12 protein-coding genes, 2 tRNA genes and 1 riboswitch are annotated in these 23,218 nt (G+C 56.5%); of the genes, 9 read left to right on the forward strand and 5 right to left on the reverse strand.

The window, feature by feature from the left end; genetic code table 11:
- Window positions 1–82 precede the first annotated feature (82 nt).
- The 5 genes from ABGT88_RS06000 to ABGT88_RS06020 all read left to right on the forward strand — a co-directional run bounded on the left by ABGT88_RS06000 (window position 83) and on the right by ABGT88_RS06020 (window position 7,526).
- Window positions 83–2,458 (forward strand): LamG-like jellyroll fold domain-containing protein, encoded by a 2,376-nt coding sequence (locus ABGT88_RS06000; protein WP_346700996.1) that lies wholly within the window; start codon window positions 83–85, stop codon window positions 2,456–2,458.
- 225 nt (window positions 2,459–2,683) lie between these two features.
- Window positions 2,684–2,880: riboswitch (cobalamin riboswitch) on the forward strand.
- Window positions 2,881–3,137: 257 nt separating this feature from the next.
- Entirely contained in the window at window positions 3,138–4,595 is a 1,458-nt protein-coding gene (locus tag ABGT88_RS06005) for a DUF5074 domain-containing protein (protein WP_087407685.1), read from the forward strand.
- Between the two features lie 24 nt (window positions 4,596–4,619).
- Window positions 4,620–5,894 (forward strand): DUF5074 domain-containing protein, encoded by a 1,275-nt coding sequence (locus ABGT88_RS06010; RefSeq protein ID WP_258326991.1) that lies wholly within the window; start codon window positions 4,620–4,622, stop codon window positions 5,892–5,894.
- A gap of 311 nt (window positions 5,895–6,205) precedes the next feature.
- On the forward strand, window positions 6,206–6,547 hold the full coding sequence (locus tag ABGT88_RS06015; protein WP_346700957.1) for a hypothetical protein: 342 nt from the start codon (window positions 6,206–6,208) through the stop codon (window positions 6,545–6,547).
- A gap of 58 nt (window positions 6,548–6,605) precedes the next feature.
- A complete protein-coding gene (locus ABGT88_RS06020; protein ID WP_346702831.1) occupies window positions 6,606–7,526 on the forward strand; it encodes a transposase in 921 nt (306 codons plus the stop codon).
- 146 nt (window positions 7,527–7,672) lie between these two features.
- On the opposite strand, the gene ABGT88_RS06025 is transcribed toward ABGT88_RS06020, so the two are convergent.
- The 4 genes from ABGT88_RS06025 to ABGT88_RS06040 form a co-directional block, all read right to left on the reverse strand.
- A tRNA-His gene (locus tag ABGT88_RS06025) sits at window positions 7,673–7,749 on the reverse strand.
- 38 nt (window positions 7,750–7,787) lie between these two features.
- Window positions 7,788–7,864 (reverse strand) — tRNA-Asp (locus ABGT88_RS06030).
- A 319-nt stretch (window positions 7,865–8,183) separates the two neighbouring features.
- Entirely contained in the window at window positions 8,184–10,466 is a 2,283-nt protein-coding gene (locus tag ABGT88_RS06035; RefSeq protein ID WP_346700998.1) for a carbohydrate binding domain-containing protein, read from the reverse strand.
- Between the two features lie 379 nt (window positions 10,467–10,845).
- Window positions 10,846–11,736 (reverse strand): AraC family transcriptional regulator, encoded by an 891-nt coding sequence (locus tag ABGT88_RS06040; RefSeq protein WP_087407682.1) that lies wholly within the window; start codon window positions 11,734–11,736, stop codon window positions 10,846–10,848.
- Between the two features lie 153 nt (window positions 11,737–11,889).
- Between ABGT88_RS06040 and ABGT88_RS06045 the strand changes: the two genes are divergently transcribed.
- Together ABGT88_RS06045 and ABGT88_RS06050 are read left to right on the forward strand one after the other, a co-directional pair.
- The gene (locus ABGT88_RS06045) at window positions 11,890–13,797 is read left to right on the forward strand and encodes a CocE/NonD family hydrolase (RefSeq protein ID WP_346701000.1); all 1,908 of its coding nucleotides are present in this window, start codon (window positions 11,890–11,892) and stop codon (window positions 13,795–13,797) included.
- A 248-nt stretch (window positions 13,798–14,045) separates the two neighbouring features.
- The gene (locus ABGT88_RS06050) at window positions 14,046–15,974 is read left to right on the forward strand and encodes an NAD(+) synthase (protein ID WP_298663180.1); all 1,929 of its coding nucleotides are present in this window, start codon (window positions 14,046–14,048) and stop codon (window positions 15,972–15,974) included.
- Window positions 15,975–16,027: 53 nt separating this feature from the next.
- Here ABGT88_RS06050 and ABGT88_RS06055 read toward each other — a convergent pair whose 3' ends face one another.
- Window positions 16,028–20,710 (reverse strand): translocation/assembly module TamB domain-containing protein, encoded by a 4,683-nt coding sequence (locus ABGT88_RS06055; protein WP_346701003.1) that lies wholly within the window; start codon window positions 20,708–20,710, stop codon window positions 16,028–16,030.
- A 170-nt stretch (window positions 20,711–20,880) separates the two neighbouring features.
- Between ABGT88_RS06055 and tsaD the strand changes: the two genes are divergently transcribed.
- Both tsaD and ABGT88_RS06065 read left to right on the forward strand, forming a co-directional pair.
- Window positions 20,881–21,900 carry a tRNA (adenosine(37)-N6)-threonylcarbamoyltransferase complex transferase subunit TsaD gene (tsaD, locus tag ABGT88_RS06060; RefSeq protein ID WP_087407678.1) on the forward strand — a complete coding sequence of 340 codons (1,020 nt, stop codon included), beginning with the start codon at window positions 20,881–20,883 and terminating at the stop codon, window positions 21,898–21,900.
- A gap of 11 nt (window positions 21,901–21,911) precedes the next feature.
- Window positions 21,912–23,153 (forward strand): competence/damage-inducible protein A, encoded by a 1,242-nt coding sequence (locus ABGT88_RS06065; RefSeq protein WP_258326987.1) that lies wholly within the window; start codon window positions 21,912–21,914, stop codon window positions 23,151–23,153.
- The last annotated feature ends 65 nt before the right edge of the window (window positions 23,154–23,218 follow it).

Here is a 23,218-nt window from a genome sequence, read left to right on the forward strand (position 1 = left end):
TGAAACACAGATGGCGTAACCCTCTCTGTCGAGGTGCGTCATCTGTGTCGTATCCAGCCAAACCTCAAAAGAATTTGTATCAATGAATCGGATTAAATCATTTTCAGTTATTGCCGCCATGGCGTCGGCGTTGTCGTTAAATGCCGAACTGGTTGCCCATTTTCCTATGAATGTCGATTCCGGGCAGATCGAGGAGCGTATCAGTGGCGACCGCTTTACGGTCGAGGGAAATTTCGCCCCCGAGAATGTCGACGGAGCCGTAGGTGCCGCCTTAAGGTTCGACGGCTATACCTCGCGGGTAGATGCCCGTCTGGACAATATCCTGGCTGCCGATGCCACGCAAATGACCGTCTCGGTATGGGTGGCCCTCCCGTGCTATCCCATTATCCAAATCGATACCGATACGTCGGAGAAGACCCCCATCGTCACCTGTCTCGACCGGGACAGCAAGACGGGCTTCGGTTTCTACCTCGGCTTTAACGGCAAGTACAGTTTCGAGACCTACATCGGCGGTTGGCCGGTAAGTATCGAGGCGAGCACGCCGCTCCCCACGTATAGCTGGAACAACCTGGTGGCCGTAATCGACTGCGACAACCGGTCGATCAAGCTCTACAACAACGGGGTGGAGGTAGGCTCGAGCCGGGCCAACGGTTCTGTCTCGTTTGCCGCCGGTTCGTTTTACATGGGGCAGGGCTCCGAGTCCCGCCTGTCGGGCCCCTTCGAGCTGATGTCGTTCAACGGACTGATTGACGATATTTCGATTTGGAACGAGGCCAAGTCGCTGGACGAGATACAGACCTGGCAACCCGAGCATGAGCCCGACCTCGATATACCGGCCTCGCGCTTTGCCGACGATTTGCTGCGTCCGCGTTTCCACGGTATGCCTGCCGCCGGGTGGACCAACGAATGCCACGGCATGTATTATGCCGACGGCCGCTACCACCTCTTCTTCCAGAAGAATGCCGACGGCCCCTACATGGCCCGCTTGCATTGGGGACATATCTCGAGCGAAAACCTCTATGACTGGCGGGAGGAGAAGATTGCCCTGGCTCCCGGCGACGCCTACGACATCAAGGGGTGCTGGAGCGGCTGTCTCTTTGCCGACGATGAGGTGACGGGCGGAGAGCCCAACATCCTCTATACGGCCGTAGATTATGCCAAGGCCACGATTGCGCAGGCCACGCCTGTCGCCGACAACCTGAACGAGTGGAGCAAGTTGCCCGGCAACCCCATTATCGGTGGTCGCCCCAGCGGACTCTCCGACGATTTCCGCGACCCCTATTTCTTCCGCAACGGCGACAACGCCTACATCATTGTGGGCTCTTCGAAGAATGGGGTAGGCACAACCACTCTGCATCGCTACAACCCGCTCACCGGCATGTGGAGCAACGACGGCGACCTCTTCTTCACGGGCTCGTCGGCTGCCGAAGCCGGTACCTTCTGGGAGATGCCCAACATCACCCCGATGCCCGACGGCCGATGGCTGTTCACCGTCACGCCGCTCAACACATCGCAAGGTGTTCACACCTTGTACTGGACGGGCTCGATTGCCGCCGATGGAAAGTTTGTGCCCGATGCCGATTCTTCGCAACCGCGTCTGGTCGAGCTGAACTCCCGCGACGGCTTCGGTCTCTTGTCGCCCACCATCTATCGGCACAACGACAAGGTGATTTCCCTGGGCATTGTCCCCGACAAGTTGTCGTCGGTCTCCAACTGGAACCTGGGTTGGGCTCACTGCTATTCGTTGCCTCGCGAGTGGTCTATTGCTGAGGACGGCTCGCTGTCGCAGAAACCTTATGAGGGGTTGACCGGGTTACGCACCACGACCACCTTTACCCGCACGGGGTTCGACCTGAACGGTACTCTCGACCTCTCGCCTGTGAGCGGACGCTCGGTCGAGATATGCGGCACATTCGAGGTGGGTGCCTCCGACTTCGGTTTCCACATCTTCAAGAGCGGCAGTGCCGAGGCCGTTGTTTCGTACACTCCGGCAACGGGTGAACTCGTGGCCGACTTCAGCGCCCTGCCTCGGTTGACCAACGACGCCGGCGTATACGACGGTGTCTATCGTTGCATCTTGCCCGAGCGTCCGGCCGTGGGGAGTGAGCTGAAGATAAATATCTTTATCGACCACTCCATCCTCGACATCTTCGTGAACGACAAGTGGGCTACCTCCATCCGTGTCTTCCCCACCGAAGCCGATGCCAACGGCATCGAAGCCTTTGCCTCGGCCACGACCCGGGTAAAGGAGCTGAATGCCTGGATACTCGAGGGGCAATCGGCGAGTTCGGGCATCGAGTCTGTGGTCTCCGACCGTGTGGATTCGGGAAGTGCCCGTGTCGATGTCTTCAATTTGCAAGGCATGAAGGTGCGGGCCAACGTACCTCGGGAGGTTGCTGCCGAGAATCTGCCGAACGGTTTCTACATTATCGGCGGCCAGAAGGTTCTGGTAAGATAAGTTTGGCAGTATAGAAAAAAATGGAGCCGGTGTAGGAGAGAACCGGCAAAACTTCTTCAGAGAAACTCATGAGCGCATACAGCCGCATCTCGGCTATATGCGCTCATGCTTTTTTTGTGGGGGGAGTGTGTTGTCAAGACCGCTGAGGATAAAGACTATAAGCTGCACCATATACAATCTGTTTGAAGTAGGAAGCAAAAAGTTATCTTTCTCCAGAAAAAAATACTAATTTTGCAGCCGATTGGTTCCAAAAGGTCCGCCGGGCCTCGAGGATTAAAAGGGAATCGGGTGAAAATCCCGGACAGTCCCGCTGCTGTGAAGCTCCGCCAACCGCTCGAATTCTATACGCCACTGATTGCAATATCGGGAAGGCCTCGAGTGGGGAGTCAGTCAGAAGACCTGCCGTCAGTTTTTGTTTTTAATCGAGCCCGTGGACAGGACGGTTAAATGTACGACGTAAATGCTATATACTTTTTTCAGGCTTTTCGAGCCATTCATAACCCGTGTCGGGGTACTGTGTAAACCTGTTGGGGCATCTGCCCGGGAACAGGCAGGCACGACGCGTTGCCGTCTTGACAATATGGCAACGGCCGGGCTTGCCGTCTCTTCTCCGGCCCGGGACCTTGTTTTGCAAATTTTCAACAACTTGTTAAATAATAGATTTTTATCCAAAAGTAGAATGATGAAAGTAAGAAAGATGTGGGGCGTGCTGCTGGTAGCGGTAGCTCTGATTATGGGCAGTTGCTCGAAAGAGAGTGAAGAACCGATGCCCGACCCGAAGTTTGAGTGGACAACGGCTGTTGCAACCGATGTGCCGGTGTTTGTGGTTCCCGATACCCAAGTAGAGATTGCCTATGCGGCAGAGCATGTGCAGTCGGTCAAGACCGAATCGCTGCCCGCCGGGTGGAGTGCAACGGTCGACCAGGATGCCCGGAAAATCGAAATCTCGGCCACGGCCGATGCCGAAACAAAAGCTACGCTCACCGTCACGGTAGCGGGCGCAGGCGGGAAGAACCTTTCGCAAAAGGTGGAGCTGTATTGTCTGAATGCCTTTGACGACCCGGCCGGGGTCTTTGTGCTCAACGAGGGGAACATGACTACCGAGAACGGCTCGCTCACCTGGATTTCGCCCGAGGGGTATGTGGTGGCCGATGCCTACAAGACGGTCAACGGTACCGAGCTGGGCAACGTGGCACAGGACATGGCGTTCTGTAACGGCAAGGTCTATATCATCTCGCAGAATGGCAACAAGAACCCCAACGGCACGGTGTTCGAAAACGACGGCATGCTGGTGGTGGCCGATGCCCACACCTTGAAGCGTACGGCCGCCTACACGACCGACGACCTGCAGGGGCTCGACTGGCCCACGCATATCGCCGTGCTCGACGAGCAGCATCTCTATATCCGCGACAACGCCGGTATCTACCGTTTCGACCCCACGGCCAAGTCGCTGACCTTCGTGACCGGTTCGGACGGTGCGCCGAAGAGCCGCTTCGTGACGATGGGAGGCAAGGCCTACACCTTCAAGTCGGGCTATTTGAGCAAGATTCTCGAGCTCTCGACCGAGAGCGATGCCGTGACGTCGATTTCGTTCCCGTACAGCATCCCCTGCATGATCAACCGTGTGCTGGGCATTCAGGGCGCCGACGACGGCCGGATGTGGGTGATGACCTCTACCTCGACGACCGTAGGCTCGGGACAGATTGCCATCGGCAAGTTCAACCTGTCGGACCGCTCGATGATTCAGCGCCGCATAGGCGTTGAACCGGCCGTGGGTTCGTCGGGCGAGGCCTTCGCCGCCTATGGCAACAACCTCTACTATGCCGATGGGGTGACGGTCTACTGTCTGCCTTTCGACGAGAGCGAAGATCTCAAGGCCGACTCGGGTCTCGAGGCCGAGCAATGGATGGTCGACCTCTCTGCTCTGGACAAGAACGCCGGCATCCGTTACAACGGACTGGGCGTGCACCCCAAGTCGGGACGTGTCTACATCAATACCCTCAAGTCGTATGCCCTCTTCGGGCAGAACCAGATCTGGGGATTCGACTTTGCCACCAGCACCGAGGCTCCGGCCGTCAAATACGAAAACTATACCCACTTCCCCGCCGGCTTCTATTTCCCGGCCGGTCGTCAGTAATCTGTAAGAAATATGTTTTGCGCAATGAATAACAGATGGATTGCAGCCCTCGTGCTGACGGGGGCCATGGTTGCGGCGGGCGGTTGCTCGTCCGACCCCGAACTTGTAGGTAACGGTGGTAATACGGGCGGTGGCGGCACTAATCCGCCCACGGCTCTCGGCGGATATGCTTCGCCCGACGGAGTGTTGATTCTCAACCAGGGAGCCCCGCGTCTGGAGAACGGCTCGGTCACCTGGATTTCGCCCGAGGGGCAGGTCGAGCAGAATGTCTACCGTACCGTCAACGGTTCGGCCTGCGGCAATACGTCGCAAGATCTCTACCTCTATGGAAACAAGATTTACATCATGAGCAACAATACCGAGGTGCCCGATTTGGGAAACAGCGAGCCGGGCGACGGGACTATCGTCATTGTCGATGCCGAGACCTTCCGCCGCGAGAAGGTATTCCATTTCAAGGACCTGAAGTTTCATAAACCCGAGGGCTCGCTCGAGGTGGTCGACTCGTTGCCGCTGGTCACGCCGCTCGAGAATCTGGCCGTTATCGACGAGCATAACCTCTTTCTGGCCGACGGACAGGGCATGTTCCGCCTCGATACCGAGACCGGCGAGTTGACTCTCGTGGAGGGTGGATACCACTTCGGCAACCAGGGGAATACAATCGAGACCGTTGTGGGCACACGCGGCATGACCGTCATCGGCGATCACCTCTATTGTTCCGGCGGGGGATTCTGGACCAATACCCAGCTCTTCGAGTTCACGAAAGACAGCAACAAGTTGACCCGTTCGCTCGACCTTTCGGGCGAATTTATCAGCGGTATCTGTCGCACGGGCGACCACGAAATCGTGGTGGCTACCTGCGGCCGCTCGGGCAGCCTGAAAAGTTATCTCACCTTTGTCGACACCGAGACCATGAGCGTCATACTCGAGAAACCCATCAGTGCCGACATCTCGGCCGAGTTTATGAACTCGTCGGGCGTGACGCTGGCTGGCGACTACCTCTACTTTGCCGCCGGTACCTTGACGGTGAGCCGCATCTCGCTCAAGACGTGGAAAATCGAGGAGTATATCCAGGTGAAAAACGATGCTCCGCAAGCCGAGTATCTGACCTGCAACGTTGTAGCCGACCCGAACAAGAATCTGCTCTATGTATCGGTATCGAACGACCTGAACGAGGCCCGGATTTCCGACGGGAATATCCTCGTCTACGATTGCAGCGGCGATGAGCCGAAGCTGGTGATGAATCTCGAAAACAAGGGCAGTTATCCGGTGAACATCTATCCGATGTCGAAGTTCTATTGAGCCATCTGTCCGAGATAAAGAGATAAGGTTTATCTAATTGTAGAGTCTGTAAACAGGCCGTTCTCAGAATTTTTGAGGGCGGCCTGTTTTGGTGTTAATCCTTGCTGCGTTCTGACTTTGCGAATCCCACGTTTTTTTACGCCTATTCTCCAAAAGTCCTTTTTTTTAAAATCGTTAAACTGTGTGGTTATCCCCACCGATTTTCTACTGCTCCTAAAATTTATGCTTAATCTCACGAAGGATCAACGTAAAAACCTGAGGAGTAAACCGTATAAAATCGTATCTTTGCGAACAATGAATCAGCAACAGATATGGAAAGCAACGGCTATCGTCTCCTTCTTCCCGAAGGGACATTGGATTATTTTATCATCTCGGATGTAAAGGAAAGCAGTACGGAAATAGTAATATATCTGGAAGAGAAAAATGAAGTTCCTGAAGAACATTCAAAAATGAAAGTGGAAAGCAAGGGATTTTATGATCCTGTAGTGGTTCAGGACTTTCCGGTTCGTGGCAAGAAACTTTTCCTGAATATCCGCCGGCGCAGATGGATTGTGAAGGAAGATGGCCGTTATGTAAGCCGCAACTGGAAGCTGGTTGCAGAAGGGAGCCGTATGACGCAAGAATTTGCGTCTTTTTTAAAAGAACTATATTGATACACTTCCGGTAAGCTGCAAGCTTTTGGGATTCCTCTTCGGCGTGGACGGAGATCTTCTGGAGCGTCAGTACCGCAACCACTTGAGCGGTTACAAGAGCTGGGACCAGCTCCCCCATGCCGAAAAATGGATTCTTTTCGAGAAGAATATCGGTCCGTATGTGGGAATTGATGAGGTCAACCTTTCACAGGGAGAACTCTACACAATCCTGATAAACAAGGAGAGAAGAGGAGGATTGGGAAGTATCATTGCCATCATAAAGGGTACCGATGTAAGGATCGTCACATCCGTCCTGCTGAAGCTCTCCAGACGCAGGCGGTTTCAGGTCAGGGAGATAACCCTCGATATGGCTCCGAACATGGAGCAGACGGCACGAATCTGCTTCCCTGCCGCACGCCGTGTCACAGACCGCTTCCATGTCCAGAAACTGGCTTATGAAGAGGTTCAGGAAATGAGAGTGAAGGCACGCTGGGAAGCCCTGGATGAGGAATCCATACAGATAGCACATGCCAAAGCTTGCGGGAAAATCTATCATGCTCCGGTATTCGAGAACGGGGATTCGAGAAAGCAGCTGCTGGCAAGAAGCATCTATCTTCTCTATAAGAAGGAATCTTTATGGACCGAATCACAGCGTGTACGAGCCAAAATCCTCTTCAGAGAATATCCCGAGATAAAGAAGGCCTACTATCTTTCCATGAGACTCGGGCTGATATATCACCAGTGCAAGCATAAGGATACCGCATTGACAAGACTTGCCAGATGGTATGACGAGGTGGACAAATCGGGCTTCCTGGCTTTTGGCAGAGTGGCAAGATCCATACAGACACATTATCTGGAAATCATTAACTTCTTTGAGAGGCGTTCCACAAACGCGGCTTCTGAATCCTTCAATGCCAAAATAAAGAGCTTCCGTTCGCAGTTCAGAGGAGTAAAGGATAAGGCGTTCTTCTTGTTCAGACTAGCTAAAATTTATGCTTAATCTTATGAATCCCTCAGGTTTTTACGTTGATCCCTCACGAATCCCTCAGTTTTTTACGTTGCTCCCCTTATCCCTCTACTGCCCCGGTTTTACAAAGGAGTGGGTAAAACAAAAGGAGCGAGGACTTTTTGTTCTCGCTCCTTTTGTGGGGTGCTAGATGGGACTCGAACCCACGACCCTCGGAACCACAATCCGATGCTCTAACCAACTGAGCTACAGGCACCATGTTCTGTTTTCGTAAAGGAGTCATCCTCGCTTTACTGGCGGTGCGGACGGGACTCGAACCCGCGACCCCATGCGTGACAGGCATGTATTCTAACCAGCTGAACTACCGCACCATTTTGGTTTTGCGACGGCAAAGATAGGGCATTTTTTCTTTCTACACAACATATCGGGCAAGAATTTTTTCAAAAAAAATCGAGTGCCGTTTTATCTTTCAAGGAAACAAATAGTTACCTGTTTGTTGGCCTGGCTGTTTTTTTTTGAAAAACTTTTTGCGGGGGTACCTGCGGGGAGGGTAGGGATGGTTGTGATGCTCGTCGAGCCCTTTTAAAAGAGCGGCCCCGGCGTGGAACTGGTCGCGCGCCGGGGCCGGATAGGGTTATCGGGAGCGATACCGGGCTCCTCGGGGGGAGCCGCAGTATCTCCTTTTACACTTTAGCGGAGTACAATCTTGTGGGTCGTTTTACCGGCTGTTGTCGTTACCTGGAGGATATAGACACCCCGGGGCAATTCGGGGGTCTGTATCGTTTCGCCTTCGGCCGCAAATTGGCCTGTCAGTACACCCGCAATCGAATAGAGAGCCGCGTGTTGCAGCCCTTCGGCCTGGATGTGGAGGCGTTGTCCCGTCTGGACGATGGTGACGGGCTGGCTGTGGGTATCGTCGATACCCGAGGCCGACTTGACGAGAACCGACAGGGGGATATACTTGTCGGCTGCACCACGCGAGGCGAGCTTCACATAGGCTTCGTGCACGCCCAGATTGTTGCTGTTGAACGATACGGTGAACGAGCCGCCCGTAGTGGGGAGCGATTGGGTCGAGAGCTTGAATTTGCTCGGGTTGGCTCCGCCGAGCGACAGCTTGATGGGCTCGGTCAGATTCTTGGTGGAGACGGTGATTTTCCCGCTCACCTGGTCTTTGCCCTGAGCCGCTATCATCGACACGTGGGTCGAGTCGCTGGTCATCTCGGGCAGGTCGGTACGGCCCCAGCCAATATCGTCGATGTAGTAGGTCACGGCGTTTTCATTGCCCCAGCGGCCGGTATATTTGAAGGCCATGAAGAAGACGTCGCTGATGTTCTGTCCCTCCAGATTGACATGGAGCTCGTTCCATTCGCCGTTTTGGTCGGGCGATGCGGGTATGCCTACCTCCAGCGGTTGGAAGAATACGGGCGTGTTGGGTATCGTGTCGATGTAGTAGAGCTCGAGTTTGGTGGGGCAGTTCTCAAAGATGTTTTCGCCCATGACGCGGAAGGTAAAGGTCTTCCCGGCCGTCTTGTAGCTCAGCGGCGGGGTTACAATCCACATCTCTACCTGGTCGTCGCTTTGTTCCTGATATACGTAGCCCGAGGCCTTGGCCATCTTTTCGCCGTCGATTTCGTATCCCCACCAGGGGCGGTTCCCTTCGCGGGTCACATTCTGCCAGCCTTCGAGTTGCAGGTTTTCGTTCTTGACGGCACTGTCGAAGGTTTCGAACAGTTGTTCGCGCGGGTTGCTCATGTCCCAGTTGAAGTTCCGTACCAGCGGCTCTTCGACGGGGGTATCGCCAGCGGTAGCCGTACCGTTGAGGTCGACAACGAGCTCTTTGCCCTCGAGAGTGGTAAAGTGAATCTTCGAGTGGAACTTACCGGCCTGTTTGGGGGCGAAGGTAAAGACTACGGTGTTGGGGATGTTCTTGACAAAGAGGGTGCTCGATATGCTGAAGGCTGCCCCTTCGATATGTTCGATCGAGGCGCGCACATAGTCGATGCAGTTCTGGCTGTTGAGGGTAGCCGTTACGGTGCTCTTCTCGTCGACCTTGGCGGTGAAGGCCGGGATGGTGGCCGGTTCGATCGAGATCGAGGGCGGGTTGTTGGGGTCGATGCAGTAGCCCTTCAGCTGGAAGGTCTGCGTGAGCTCGTAGTGGCCGGCGCTCTCGATGGTGACCGTGGCCGTGTGGCGGCCGATAACCGTGGGGTTGTAGGTGAAGACTACGGCTTGCGAGGGCTCGGTGGTCGATTGTACCGAAGCGCTGAAGTGCTTGGCGTCCTTACCCGTGAGGGTGATGGTCACCGGCTTGTCGAGGTTGGCCTGGGTGATGGTGACGGTGGGGTAGTCGACCGACTTGTTGAGTTGGGTCGACAGCTCGGTAAAGGTGGTGGGCGATACCGTTAGGGTAGGTTCGGTGGGGACGGGTGCACTGCCTTCGGTCTTCTGGAAGCTGAAGTCGTCGAACAGCACAGAGGCATTCTTGGCCACCATCACGTTGAAGTAGAAACGGGTAGCCCCTTCGGGGAAGGTCGTTTCGACGGTTTTTTCGGTCCAGGAGTCGGCGGTGAAGAAGTCGGTTTTCAGCTTGTCGCTGTCGTGTTCGAGCTCACCGTCGCGCGGCGATTCCCAATAGCAGTTCAGTTTGACGTCGCTGCCGTTTTGCGAAGTCAGCACCTTGTACTTGATACGCAGGCGGTAGGTGGCTCCCGGCTCGAAGTTGCCGGCAATCTCTTGGCTCAAATAGCTTTCGTCTCGCGTAGCTTTGGTAACTTTCAGGGCCTGTTCACCCTCGACCTTGTCGGTAGATTCTACATCCACGGTGATTCCTGTGGCACTCCATTCGTCGAAGGTGGTTCCAAGGAAGAAGTTGGGAGAGGAGTCTTCGAATCCCGGGTTGGATAACATCTCGTCGGCTGCAAAAGTGCTGGTAGCCAGCAGCCACAGGGGGAGGAGTAATAGTAATTTTTTCATAAAAAAAAGTGAGTTAAAGGTAGGGAAGAACCCGACGTCAAGGCCCCTCCATACGGTTAGAAATTAGAATATGGATGATTTTTATCGGATGGTATGTGTTGGGGTGAAACCGCTGTTTTTTACGGAATACATATCCCCTTGGGTCGAGTAGATTTTTTGCATAAAAAGTGAGTTATACGATTAACTATTCTATATATTTTCTCTTGGGGGGATAAATATAGAATACACTTTTACGAAAAACATAAAAGCATATATTCTTTTTATTGTTTTTTAACAGGTTGGTTTAACCTATTTTTAGCAATGTGAAAAAGATTTTCAGAAGGGGCTTCTGCTGTGACATGCTTTGTTAAGTTTCTGTAAAATAGATTGTTGTTTGTGCCTATGATTTTACGCTTCGGTTTCGGTATCGCAGAGGCGACAGTCCGGCATTGGTCTTAAAGAACTTGCCGAAGGCCGATTGGTCCGAAAAATTCAGTTCATCGGCAATGGCTTGTATGGTGCGGTCGGTGTGTCGCAGCAGGCGGCACGCCTCAGCATAGAGCAGCCCGTTGATAAAGTAGCCGGCCGTCTTGTGGGTGGTCTGGCGAATGATGCGCGAGAGGTAAGAGGGCGATATGGAGAGGCTGCGGGCGTAAAAGTCGATGGTGTGCTCGCGCTTGTAGTGGCGGGTGAGCAGCGTGATGAATTGCTGGAACAGCCGCTCGGGGTGGGAGAGTGGAGTAGCCGCATCGGTCCGATGGGCAATCCGCTCGAGCACTTGCAGCATCACGACGTGCAGCAGGTGTTGCAGCCTGTTACCCTGGTAGGGCCCCGGTGTAACGATGTGGCGGGCGAGCTGCCGCAGGTCGTCGGCCAGATTTTGAGCCAGATGGTCGGGCAGGTGAAGGATGGGCGACTGAGCTTGGAAAAAGAAGAGCGAGTATTGCTGGTAGGCCGGGTCGGTAGTCAGTTGCCGTTCGAAGAGGGTGCGCTCGCACAGCAGATGCAGGGCCACGAAGTCGGGGCTCTGCCGGGTGAGCGATACCAGCAGGCTGGGCCAGAAGAGCAGCATGTCGTCCTTGCCCACGGTGTAGTCGCGATAGTTCAGCGAGAAGGTGGCCGACCCCTGCCGAATCAACACTACCGAAAAGATGTCGGCAAATACCGGCGGTATGGTGTCGATGTTTACCAAATGGCTGTTCATCTCGAAGCAGGCCAGGCTGTTTTCGTATACCTCTTTTACCTGGTGGTATTCTGTAAGTTCGCTCAGTCGTATGATTTTTTCGGTCATGGCTCAGGGTGGTAAGATTGATGCGGCTAAAGATAGGAAATGTTCAGTATTTAACCAATTTCGGCTCTTGATTTAACAATGGCAACCGAGAAAGATTGACGAAATTTGCCTCACAAAAGAGCGAAATGTTTAACCGATAAAAAGGATTACGATATGACCAGGCAATGGATGTATACAGGCGCTTTGGCGCTGATGGCCCTTTGCACGCAGTGCGGTGTGCCGGCCCGTCAGGAGGTTACGCTGCACGATGCCCAGGGGCGAGAGATGAAAGTTCCTCTTCGCAAGGCTTTACCGGTAGATGCACCGCGGGTGCGCTATCCGGGGTTCAATCCCGATACTCTGATTTTGAAGGCCGGCAGTGTGCGCCGCGAAGGTGCCATGCCGCTGCCGTGCGATATTTTGCTCGAGCGCGATGTGCCCATCCGGCTGCGCGACGGCGTGACCATCTATGCCGATGTGTTCCGCCCCGTGGGCGACGAGGCTTGCCCCGCCCTGTTGGCGTGGAGTCCCTATGGCAAGGAGATAGGTGGGCAGATGCTCGACGATGTGCCCATGCGTTCGGGGGTGCCCTTGTCGGCCACCTCGGGGTTGGAGAAGTTCGAAGGTCCCGACCCGGCCTATTGGGTGGCTCATGGCTATGCCATTGTCAACCCCGACAAACGGGGTGCCTACATGTCGGAGGGCAATCTGCTCTACTGGGGGCACGAGGATGCTCTTGACGGGTGCGATGTGATTGACTGGATAGCTTCGCAAAAGTGGAGCAACGGCAAGGTGGGCATGACGGGTAACTCGTGGCTCACCGTATCGCAATGGTTCATTGCAGCCGAGCGTCCCGAGCATCTGGCTGCCATCGCTCCCTGGGAGGGATTCTGCGACCACTACCGCGAGTCGGGTACGCGGGGCGGCATACCGGCTCCCGAGTTTCCCGAGATGATTGCCGAGACCTTTGCCTCGGCCCACGGCATGCTCGAGGACCAGCCCCGCATGATTGTCGAGCGCCCCTTCATGTGCGACTATTGGGAAGACAAGGCGGCCCGGGTCGAGAATATCGAGATTCCGGCCTATGTCGTGGCCAGCTATACCAACTCGGTGCACACACACGGCTCCTTTGCCGGGTTCCGCCGCATGGCTTCGAAAGAGAAGTGGCTGCGGGTGCACAACACCAGCGAGTGGTTCGACTATTACACGCCCGAGAATGTGGAGGATCTGCGCCGCTTCTTCGACCACTACCTGAAGGGTATCGACAACGGTTGGGAGCAGACACCGCGGGTACGCCTGTCGGTGTTGAATCCCGGGGGTACCGACATCGTGGGCCGTGCCGAGGAGGATTTCCCGCTGGCCCGTACCCAGTACCACAAACTCTATCTGTCGGCTGCCGACAGTGCCCTGCTCACCTCGTTGCCTGCCGACCAGGCCGTGAGTGAATATCAGTCGGACAGTGCCCGCCACGAGGTGACCTACCGCTATCGCATGGAGCGGCCTACCGAGATTACCGGCTACATGAAGCTGCACCTGTGGGTATCGGCCCCCGACCACGACGACATGGACCTGGCCGTGCGGGTAGAGAAACTCTCGCGCGACGGCCAGCCGCTCCCCGACCGCACGGGCAACCTCATTGCCGCCACGGGCTTGATGCGGGTGTCGATGCGCCAGTTGGACGAGGCTCGCTCGACCGAGGCCGAACCTTATTACACCTTTACCACCGAACAGAAACTGAAACCGGGCGAGATTGTTCCCGTCGAGATTGAGATATGGCCCATGGGGCTCTACTTCGACGAGGGCGAAATACTGCAACTCACCGTGGGGGCCTATCAGCCGGCCAATGCGGCCATTCCCTTCGGCTCGGCTTCGATTTCGGTTCCGCGCGACTGGTTCACCTATATGCCGGGGCAGCCGGTCGAGATGATGACCGTCGGGGGCAACGCCACCCAGTGTGCCGACCCGGCCGAGGTGGTTGTTTCGCCGGCCACGCACAATGCCGGGCGTCATCGCATTTACACCGGTGGCGAGTACGATAGCTACCTCTATGTACCCGTGATACCGGATAATACCATGAAGTAACCAAGCGTGACGGCGGTGCTTTGCCATCGGGATGGCAGCCTGTTTCGCGGGCTGCATCCGCACCGCCGGCGCTTTTTCGAAAAACTTTTTCATATCATCGAAAAGGGGGAATGTCTCAGTTGCATGGGATGTTTCCCTTTTTTTTGTCGACCGGGGCGAGTTGTAAAAAAAGGATGGCGGAATATGCGGGCCGGGAGTTTTGAATCCCGGTTAATTTGTTTACATTTGTCGATATTAACCGTGAAGATATGGGACAAAATTTCGGATTCGTAAAAGTGGCGGCGGCTGTGCCCGGAGTGGAGGTGGCCGATTGCCCGCATAATGTCAAGGAGATAGAAAAACAGATAGCCGAGGCCGAGGGGCTGGGGGTGCAGATTGTCGTTTTTCCCGAGCTGTCGGTGACGGCCTATACCTGTGCCGACCTCTTCGGCCACACCCTGCTGCTCGAGCAGACACAGCGAGCCCTGGCCGGGTTGCTCGAGGCGACCGCCCGTACCTCGTTGCTGTGTGTGGTGGGCATGCCGGTGGCGTGGGGCAACAGCCTGTACAACTGCGCCGTGGCCTTTCAGCAGGGGCGCATCCTGGGAGTGGTTCCCAAAAGCTATCTGCCCAACTATAAGGAGTTTTACGAGGAGCGTTGGTTCGCTTCGGGCCTGACGGTCACGGGCGAGACTGTGGAGCTGTGTGGCAGCCGGGTACCCTTCGGGGTCGACCTGCTCTTCGAGAGTGCGGGTGCCGTGGTGGGTATCGAGTTGTGCGAAGACCTGTGGGTGCCTATTCCGCCCAGCTCGCATCTGGCCCGGCAGGGGGCCGATATTATTCTCAATCTGTCGGCTACCAACGAACTCATCGGGAAGCACCACTATCTGCTCTCGCTGTTGCAGCAGCAGTCGGCCCGCTGTCTGGCGGGATATGTTTATGCCTCGGCCGGGTTTGGCGAGTCGTCTACCGATCTGGTCTTTGCCGGCAACGGCATCGTGCTGGAGAACGGCTCGATATTGGCGCAGACCGAGCGTTTTGTACAGTCGCCCCGTCTGGCGGTGAGCGAAATCGACGTGGAGCGGCTGCGCACCGAGCGTAGGGTCAAGACCTCGTTTGCCCAGGGCACGGAGTCGATGGAGCGTCCCGTGCGTCGCATCCCCTTCGCATTGGCCGATGTGCCGTTGCGGTTGACCCGACGGGTGTCGCCGCGTCCCTTTGTCCCCTCCGACTCGGCCACGCTGCACGACCGTTGCGAGGAGATTCTTTCCATTCAAGCTGCAGGTCTGGCCAAGCGGCTCATTCACACGCGGGCACAGAGTGCGGTGATAGGTATCTCGGGCGGACTCGATTCGACGTTGGCCTTGCTGGTGGCCGTGAAAGCGCTCGACCGGCTGGGCGAGCCCCGACAGAAAATCATCGGGGTGACCATGCCGGGCTTCGGCACGACGGGCCGCACCTATCGCAATGCCGTAGCGCTGATGCAGGCCCTGGGGATTACGATTCGCGAAATCTCGATTCGCGAGGCGTGCGAGCTGCACTTCCGCGACATCGGGCACGATGCGACGGTGCAGGATGTCACTTACGAAAACTCCCAGGCGCGCGAGCGCACCCAGATATTGATGGATATTGCCAACCAGACGGGAGGTCTCGTGATAGGTACCGGCGACCTGTCGGAGCTGGCTCTCGGTTGGGCCACCTACAACGGCGACCACATGTCGATGTATGGCGTGTCGACCAGCATTCCCAAGACACTGGTCAAGTATCTGGTGCACTGGGTGGCCGAGAACGAATTGACGGGCGAGGCCCGCGATACGCTGCTCGATATTGTGAACACGCCTATCAGTCCCGAGTTGATTCCGGCCGACGAAAACGGCGAAATCAAGCAGAAGACCGAGGACTTGGTGGGTCCCTACGACCTGCACGACTTCTTCCTCTTCAACATGCTGCGCTATGGATTCTCGCCGGCCAAGCTCTACTGTCTGGCCCGGTATGCCTTCGATGGCGAGTTCGACGACGCGACAATCAAGAAGTGGCTGAAGGTCTTTTGCCGTCGCTTCTTCAACCAGCAGTTCAAACGCTCCTGCCTGCCCGACGGGCCCAAGGTGGGGTCGGTGAGCCTGTCGCCGCGGGGCGACTGGCGCATGCCCAGCGACGCGTCGAGCGCGATGTGGCTGCGCGAGTGCGACGAGCTGTAATTCCTGTACAATATATATAATAAGATAACGGGCGAGCCGGGAGAGGAGTAGAGCTATTTCTCTTTCGGCTCGTCGGGTTTGAGGGCCGGTTGTCGTGAGACAACCCGGGTAGAGTCGGCCGGCAGGGTCGGGGTTTCGGGTCGGACGGTACGAGTCGAATCGGCCGGAGCTTCGGGCTGAGTGCTCTGCGGGGTGGTGCGGACAGAGTCGACAGCCGCTTCGGGCCGGGGGCTCCGCTTGAAGAGGTCGCTCCAGAGACTGAAATCGTGACGCAGCATGATGCCCACGCCCTGGGTGGTGAGGGCCGACTTGATGTAGTAGTTCTGGTCGTTGTAGTGGTTGTAGGCCTTGAGCCGTATGGTGCCGCTCTTGTTGAGCAGATATTCCAGGTCGAAGTCGCCGATGAAGGTATTGTTGTTGATTGTATTGTCGCGGTAACCAAAGTTCCCGTTGAAAATCAGCCGGTTGTTGAGTAACTGGCTCGATAGGGCCAGGTCTACCTCCATGTCGGAGAAGTCGCCCTTCTCGCTGCGGAAGTTTGGCGAGATGTTCCAGTTGTCGCTCAACTGTCCCAGGATGTTGCCCAGTTGCGACGAGAGGGTCGACGAGGCCACCGACACCAGCTCGTTGTTCCGGCTTTGCCCCATGTTCATGAAATCGGGGGTGTAGAAGCGGTTCAAGGCCAGCAGGTAGATAATCTGGCGATTCATCATGTCGTTGGTGCTGATGATGCTGCGCACCCGGCGGTCCATATCCTGCGTGAGGGTGGGGAAGGCAATGTCGAAACTGAGGTCGGGACGACGCACATCGCCGGCCACATTCAGGATAGTCTGCACCGGCACGGTGGTTCGGGTCAGCTCCTTGTCGTTGGCAAAGTTCTCGTCGAGGTCGAGCAGGTTGGCCGTGAGTGAATAGATGGCCGATATGTCGAGGTTGGTGGCCATGGGGTCGCCGTGGAAGGATACGCGGCTCCCCTCCTTGATAGAGAAGTCGCGGGTGATGATGTCCTGCAGGCTGAAGTTGTAGCTACCCTTCTCGAGCACGTAAGAGCCATAGAGTTTGATGTCGTCGTCCATCGAGTTGTACTCGAGCAGGATACTGCCCCGGCCGGTAGCCTTGATCATGTCGCCGGTCGATTTGTCCATCACCAGATTCATTTTGGCCTGGTTGGTCGCTTCGATTTGCAGGTTGAGGGCCAGGATGCTGTTCTCTTGTGCCTGGTTGCTCTCCATCATGCGGGCATTGTTGAGGATAGCCGTGCTGTCGACCTGGCTCTCATCGGCCTCGGCCATCGAGCGAGCCGAGTTGGTGAAGGTGATGAAGTCGTATTCGCCGGCCGCTTCGGAGCCCGACAAGACGAAGGTGAAGTTCGACTGGTCGCCGGTAGCCATGTTCACGTCGATGCGGTTGTAGCCCGGTTCGCCCTTGATGAGGGCCGATCCCGTGCCGTAGATGGTACCGTAGTAGGTGGGGCTTTGTCGTTCGGTCATGTCGTAGGACAGGAAGTCGCGGGCATCGGTGATGGCGATGTCGTAGGCGAGGTCTTTGAAATTGTGGTGCGAGAGCCAGCCCGACCCCTTGGCCGTGTGTCGCAGCTTGTCATAGACGGTGACATTGTCGAACCAGATGCGGGTGGGCGAGAAGTGAATGCTGTCGGTGAGTGTGTAGCGGGTGTTGAGGTAGCCGATGCCGAAGTTGAAGTTTTCGACATAGGCGTCGCCCGTCACGTTCAGCGCCTTGAAGTTGCCGTAGAAGTCGATGTGCCCGCTGGCTACACCCGAAACGTCGGTCATCACCGTTTCGACGAAAGGTTGCAGAAAGGCGATGTTGAGCCGGTCGGGGTCGAACGAGAGGGCGAGCGAGTCGCGCGTGGGGAAGATGTAGCCGTCGATATAGGTCTGTTTCTCCTCCGGGTTTTCGACAAACCCTTTCATCAGGATGCCCTGGTTGTCGTTGTCCCACATGCTGAAGAGGTGCAGGTCGCCGAACACGGCTCCGTTGTAGGCAAAATTCCTGACGTCGAACTGCTCGGTGCTGAGCCGGGGCGCCGGTGTGAAGAGGTGCGAGGCTACCAGATTGCCGGTGGCGTTGCCTCCGAACGACACGTGCTTGATGTTGAGCGTGCCGAATATGTAGTCGAGGTCTACGTCGTTGAGCTGTATGTTCAACAGGTCGTTCTCCTGGTCCGAGGCTACCCCGTCGATGAGAATGTATTGGGGGGCATGCGAAATTTCGAAATTGTGCACCTCGACCCGCTTGTCGGCTACGGTGAGGTCGGCCGGTTTCATCTGCCAGATGGTATCGTTGAAGATGAGCGTCGAGGGGTTGATGTGGGTGTGCATCAGCAGCGCCCCCTCGTCGGCGGTGCGCGAGAAGGCGGTCGAGGTGTTCAGTTCGCCGTAGAAGGTCGACTGGGTGTCGTTGTTCCAGTTGAGCACCACGTCGAGGTTGTCGTGGTGGGCCTTGCTGCGCAGGCTCCAGATGGTGCGCACCTGCTTCTTGTTGTAGGTGCTGGTCTCGACGGAGAGATACATGTCGGCGGTATCTTTACGGGCCGAGATGTAGGCATCTTCGATGTGCTGCTTCTTGTACCACAGGTGTGGAATCTGTCCTGTGACAGTAGCCGTATTCCGAGAGCTGTTCAGCTCGCCCTCGAGGGTGGCCCGGTCGGTGAAGGTGACGGGCAGTGCGAATATCTGCGACATGTGCAGGGTGGGCTCGATGGTGAATCGGAACTTGAAGTTGTTGAGCGGAGCCGGCTCTTCGGCTTTCTTCTTTTTCGTGTTTTTGCGACGGGAGTGCGGTTTCGGCTCTTCGGGTTGGGGCATCAGCGAGGGGAGTGTCTGGGCGACGAGTCTCTGCAACGACTCCTTCAGGGTAGAGAAGCGGTATTGCCCCTCGATCCAGCCGTTCAGGTAGTCCGAGGTAATGGCGATGCTCTGTGGTGTGTGGCGGTTGTGTGCCTCGAGGCTGAAGCGGTTGAGGGTGAAGCGGTCGTTGGGTGTAGTGAAGGTGAGGCTGTCGATTGTGACTGCTCCCTCGGCGTTGTCGAGGCTGTTGCCGGTAAATTGGGCGGTGACGTTGAATCCCAGTTTGGACCCTTCGAAGCTGGGCATCAACCGCAATTCGGCTACGTGTATGTCGCGGGCCTGGAGGGTGAGGTCGAACTCCGACTCCTGCTGTTTCAGCACGGCCAGACCTTTGACCTCGACGTGGCCGTTAGTGTCGTCGATGCGGGCAACTCCGTTGTAGCGGTTGTCGCCGAACTCACCGTTGAGGGCGATGTTTTCGTAGGGGTAGCCCTTATATTCGAAGTAGTTGACCGTTCCCACTACTTTGCCGGTGGGGGCCTGGTGGCGAGTCTTTCGGCTGTCGAGCTCAACCTTGAAGACAATCTCGCCATAGGGGTTCCCCTCGGCAAACAGTCCGTTGAGGTTGAACTTCTGCGACTCGACGAGGCCGGCATAGTGCATCGTTCCGGCCTGGCCGTTTTGCTTGGCCGAGAGGTCGGAGTGGATGGTGCCCAGGTCGGTCGTGAGGGTACCGCAGGCCGTCAGGTCACGGCCCCGGTTGGCGATGTCGCCGCTGAAGTGCACGTTACCCAGGCGGGCTATGGTGTGGCGTTGCTGGTCGGTAAGCGAGGGGATTTTCTGGAGAATATCGGCCAGCCCCTCGGCCGAGGCATGTAGCGTGATGGGGTCGCACACGATGCTGCGCTGCCGGGCATCGGCTATCTGCTTGACGGCAATCTGGCTGTGGGCGGTGATGCTGCCGTGGCCAAAGTCGAAATCGAAGGCGTGCACGTAGAAGTCGTTGGGGGTACCCGACAGGTGGAGCGACAGGTCGACCGAGGTCTCTATCTCGTCGAGCAGGGGTGCGAACGGGGCCAGGTCGCCGAGGGCGATGCGGGCCTGGGGTATCTGCAGCGAGAGTCGGGTCTCGTCGAGAATCTTCCGGGTCGACAGCGTGTCGGGCAGGGTGGCCACTATGGGTTTTATCTCGATGTGGCTGCTGGGAAGCTGCACCTTGAAATCGCTCAGCGTAGCTTGCCGGCGGTTACCCTCGAGCTTGAATTGCAGGCGGTTGAGCGAAAAGCCCGACCGCTCGTCGAACGAGAGCCGCTTGATCGAGACATTCACCGAGTCGTCGGTGAGCGACTTGATCGAGAGTTTCGACAAGAGGTTTTTCACCCCGATGTGGTTCGGGTCGAACCGTCCCGGCTCGGCCGGTGGGGCCGACAGCAGGTCGTAGCGTATCTTGCCCCGGCGGATGATGGCGTTGTTTATTTTGAACTTGATTTTCTCCTTGGGCTTGTCCGATTTGCTTTTGAAGGCGTCGATGACAAACTGCAGGTTGGTGACCGTATCGGGGCGGGCCTGCGAGATGCGGGCATCGAGTCCGAACAGCTGGATGTTGGTGAAAATAAGATCTTTGTTGAATACGAGGTCGCCGAGGGCGATGCCTGCCGAGAGCTTGTTGGCATAAACGAGCGTATCGCCCTGCTGGTCGGGCAGGTATACCCCGAAGAGTTCGAGCTTGTTGAAGGGCGAGAACTGTATGCGGTCGATGTCTACCCGGGTGCCCAGCAGGGCCGACAACTCTTCGATACCTATACGACGCGCCCGGTCCTGGATGCCGGGGACCGACAGCAGGATATAGGAGAGCGTGTATATCGCTATGACAGAAATGATAACGATATGGACAAATAGCCGAAATGCCGAATAGAATTTCCTCATATTTAAAACGATACAAAAATAGTGTATCCTTTTGAAAGTTTCGATAGAATCGGCTCTTTTCTTTCGGCGGTGGTTATGAAAAAAAATGTAAAGGCGAACGCTTTTTGGTTATAAATATGTACTTTTGCAAACCTCGAAAGAGGAACGATAACACAGTTAAACGATACGATATGAGTGTAACAATCTTAGGCATAGAGTCGTCGTGCGACGATACCTCGGCTGCGGTCATCCGCGACGAAGTGATGCTGTCGAATGTAATCGCCAGCCAGGCGGTACACGAAGCCTACGGCGGGGTGGTGCCCGAGCTGGCTTCGCGAGCTCATCAGCAAAATATCATCCCCGTGGTTTCCGAGGCCCTGAAGCGGGCCGGGGTTAAACCCGAAGAGTTGAATGCGGTAGCCTTTACGCGCGGGCCCGGTCTGATGGGTTCGTTGCTGGTGGGTACCTCGTTTGCCAAAGGATTCACCACGGCGCTCAACATTCCGCTGGTCGATGTCAATCACCTGCAGGCCCACGTGATGGCTCACTTCATCAAACGCTCGCCCGACGACGATACGCGGCCTCCGTTCCCCTTTCTGTGTCTGCTCGTCTCGGGTGGAAATTCGCAGATTATAAAGGTAGAGGCCTATAACAAGATGTCGGTTATCGGGCAGACTATCGACGATGCGGCCGGCGAAGCCTTCGACAAATGCGCCAAGGTGATGGGGTTGCCCTATCCCGGCGGACCGGTTGTCGATCGCTTGGCCAAGGAGGGAAACCCCAAGGCATTTGCCTTGAACAAGCCGCACATCCCCGGGCTCGACTACAGTTTCAGCGGGTTGAAGACCTCGTTCCTCTATCTGCTGAGAGACCGCGTGAAGGAGGACCCCGATTTCATTGCCAAGAACCAGTGCGACTTGTGCGCCTCGTTGCAGGCGACCATTGTCGACATACTCATGGACAAGCTCTACAAGGCCGTGAAACAGACGGGCATCAAGCATGTGGCCGTGGCCGGCGGCGTGTCGGCCAACTCGGCGGTGCGCGGTGCCTTTGAGGAGTATGCCCGCCGCTATGGATGGACGGTCTATCTGCCTCCCTTCTCCTTCACGACCGACAATGCCGCCATGGTGGCTATTACAGGATATTACAAGTATCTGGACAAAGAGTTTTGCAGCGTCGAAAAGGCACCCTTTGCCCGGGTCGAGTTATAAATGCAAAACAGATGAATGTCGAGATTATTGTCATCGGCGACGAGCTGCTCATCGGGCAGGTCACCGATACCAACTCGGGGTGGATAGCCCGTGAGTTGAACCATATAGGCTGGGAGGTCACCGAAATCACGACCGTGAGGGACCGGGAGCGCGAGATTACCGACGCGCTCGACAGCTCGTTCGGCCGGGTCGACGTGGTGCTGATGACCGGTGGTCTGGGCCCCACGAAAGACGATATTACCAAGCAGACCCTCTGCCGCTACTTCGGAGGCAAGATGATTTTCGACGAGACCGTTTGTGCCCACGTCGAGGAGATTTTCCGCCGCCGTCACCTGCAGATGAACACCTCGACGCACGACCAGGCCTATGTACCCGACGTCTGCACCGTCATCGAGAACCCCGTGGGCACGGCGCCCGTCATGTGGTTCGAGCGGGAGGGCAAGGTGCTGGTTTCGATGCCGGGTGTCCCCATCGAGATGAAGACGGTGATGCAGGCCTCGGTCATCGACCGGCTGCGCCGCCACTTCGGCGACCATTCGGCCATCCTGCACCGCACCTGTCTGGTGAAGGATTTCACCGAGTCGCGCCTCTCCGAGTCGCTCACCGGGTTTGAGGCACAACTGCCCGCCTGCATCAAGCTGGCCTATTTGCCTACACCGGGTGTCATACGCCTGCGGCTGACGGCTCGCGGCGACGACGAGGCGCAGTTGCAACCCCTGATCGACGGGCAGTTCGACAAGTTGAAGGACCTGCTGGGGCCGCACCTCTTTTGCGACAGCGATGCCACGCTGGCCGGAGCGCTGGGGCTGCTGTTGGCCCGCCGGGGCGAAACCCTGGCCACAGCCGAGAGTTGCACGGGCGGCAACATAGCCCACGAGATTACGCGGGTGGCCGGCAGCTCGGTCTATTTCAAGGGCAGTGTGGTGGCCTACGCCAACGAGGTGAAGGAGCATGTGCTGCATGTCTCGCCCCAGACACTCGAACAGTGCGGGGCGGTGAGCCGCGAAACCGTGTTGCAGATGACCGCCGGTGTGCAACGCTTGCTCGCGACCGACTGTGCGGTAGCCACCTCGGGCATAGCCGGCCCCGGTGGAGGTACCCCCGAGAAACCGGTGGGCACCGTGTGGATAGCCGCACGCTATGGCAACCGCGACAAAGTAGACTGTTTCCGCTTCGAGGGAGACCGCGAACAGGTGATTGCACGGGCCACTCAGGCGGCTCTGCTCATGCTGGTGCAGCTGATGACCGAGTAGGTCGGAGAGAAAAAGTTTCCATTTTAATCGGCTAAAAATTTGGAAGCTATTCTTAAAATGCTTTA

The sequence above is a fragment of the Barnesiella sp. An22 genome, assembly GCF_963931395.1.
In the GTDB taxonomy this organism is placed as follows: domain Bacteria; phylum Bacteroidota; class Bacteroidia; order Bacteroidales; family Barnesiellaceae; genus Barnesiella; species Barnesiella merdigallinarum.

Bases quoted from the DNA above. Each gene is read 5' to 3' on its own strand.
- ABGT88_RS06000 (WP_346700996.1), top strand. From the start codon at position 83: ATGAATCGGATTAAATCATTTTCAGTTATTGCCGCCATGGCGTCGGCG.
- ABGT88_RS06005 (WP_087407685.1), top strand. From the start codon at position 3,138: ATGATGAAAGTAAGAAAGATGTGGGGCGTGCTGCTGGTAGCGGTAGCT.
- ABGT88_RS06010 (WP_258326991.1), top strand. From the start codon at position 4,620: ATGAATAACAGATGGATTGCAGCCCTCGTGCTGACGGGGGCCATGGTT.
- ABGT88_RS06015 (WP_346700957.1), top strand. From the start codon at position 6,206: ATGGAAAGCAACGGCTATCGTCTCCTTCTTCCCGAAGGGACATTGGAT.
- ABGT88_RS06035 (WP_346700998.1), bottom strand. From the start codon at position 10,466: ATGAAAAAATTACTATTACTCCTCCCCCTGTGGCTGCTGGCTACCAGC.
- ABGT88_RS06040 (WP_087407682.1), bottom strand. From the start codon at position 11,736: ATGACCGAAAAAATCATACGACTGAGCGAACTTACAGAATACCACCAG.
- ABGT88_RS06045 (WP_346701000.1), top strand. From the start codon at position 11,890: ATGACCAGGCAATGGATGTATACAGGCGCTTTGGCGCTGATGGCCCTT.
- ABGT88_RS06050 (WP_298663180.1), top strand. From the start codon at position 14,046: ATGGGACAAAATTTCGGATTCGTAAAAGTGGCGGCGGCTGTGCCCGGA.
- ABGT88_RS06055 (WP_346701003.1), bottom strand. From the start codon at position 20,710: ATGAGGAAATTCTATTCGGCATTTCGGCTATTTGTCCATATCGTTATC.
- tsaD (WP_087407678.1), top strand. From the start codon at position 20,881: ATGAGTGTAACAATCTTAGGCATAGAGTCGTCGTGCGACGATACCTCG.
- ABGT88_RS06065 (WP_258326987.1), top strand. From the start codon at position 21,912: ATGAATGTCGAGATTATTGTCATCGGCGACGAGCTGCTCATCGGGCAG.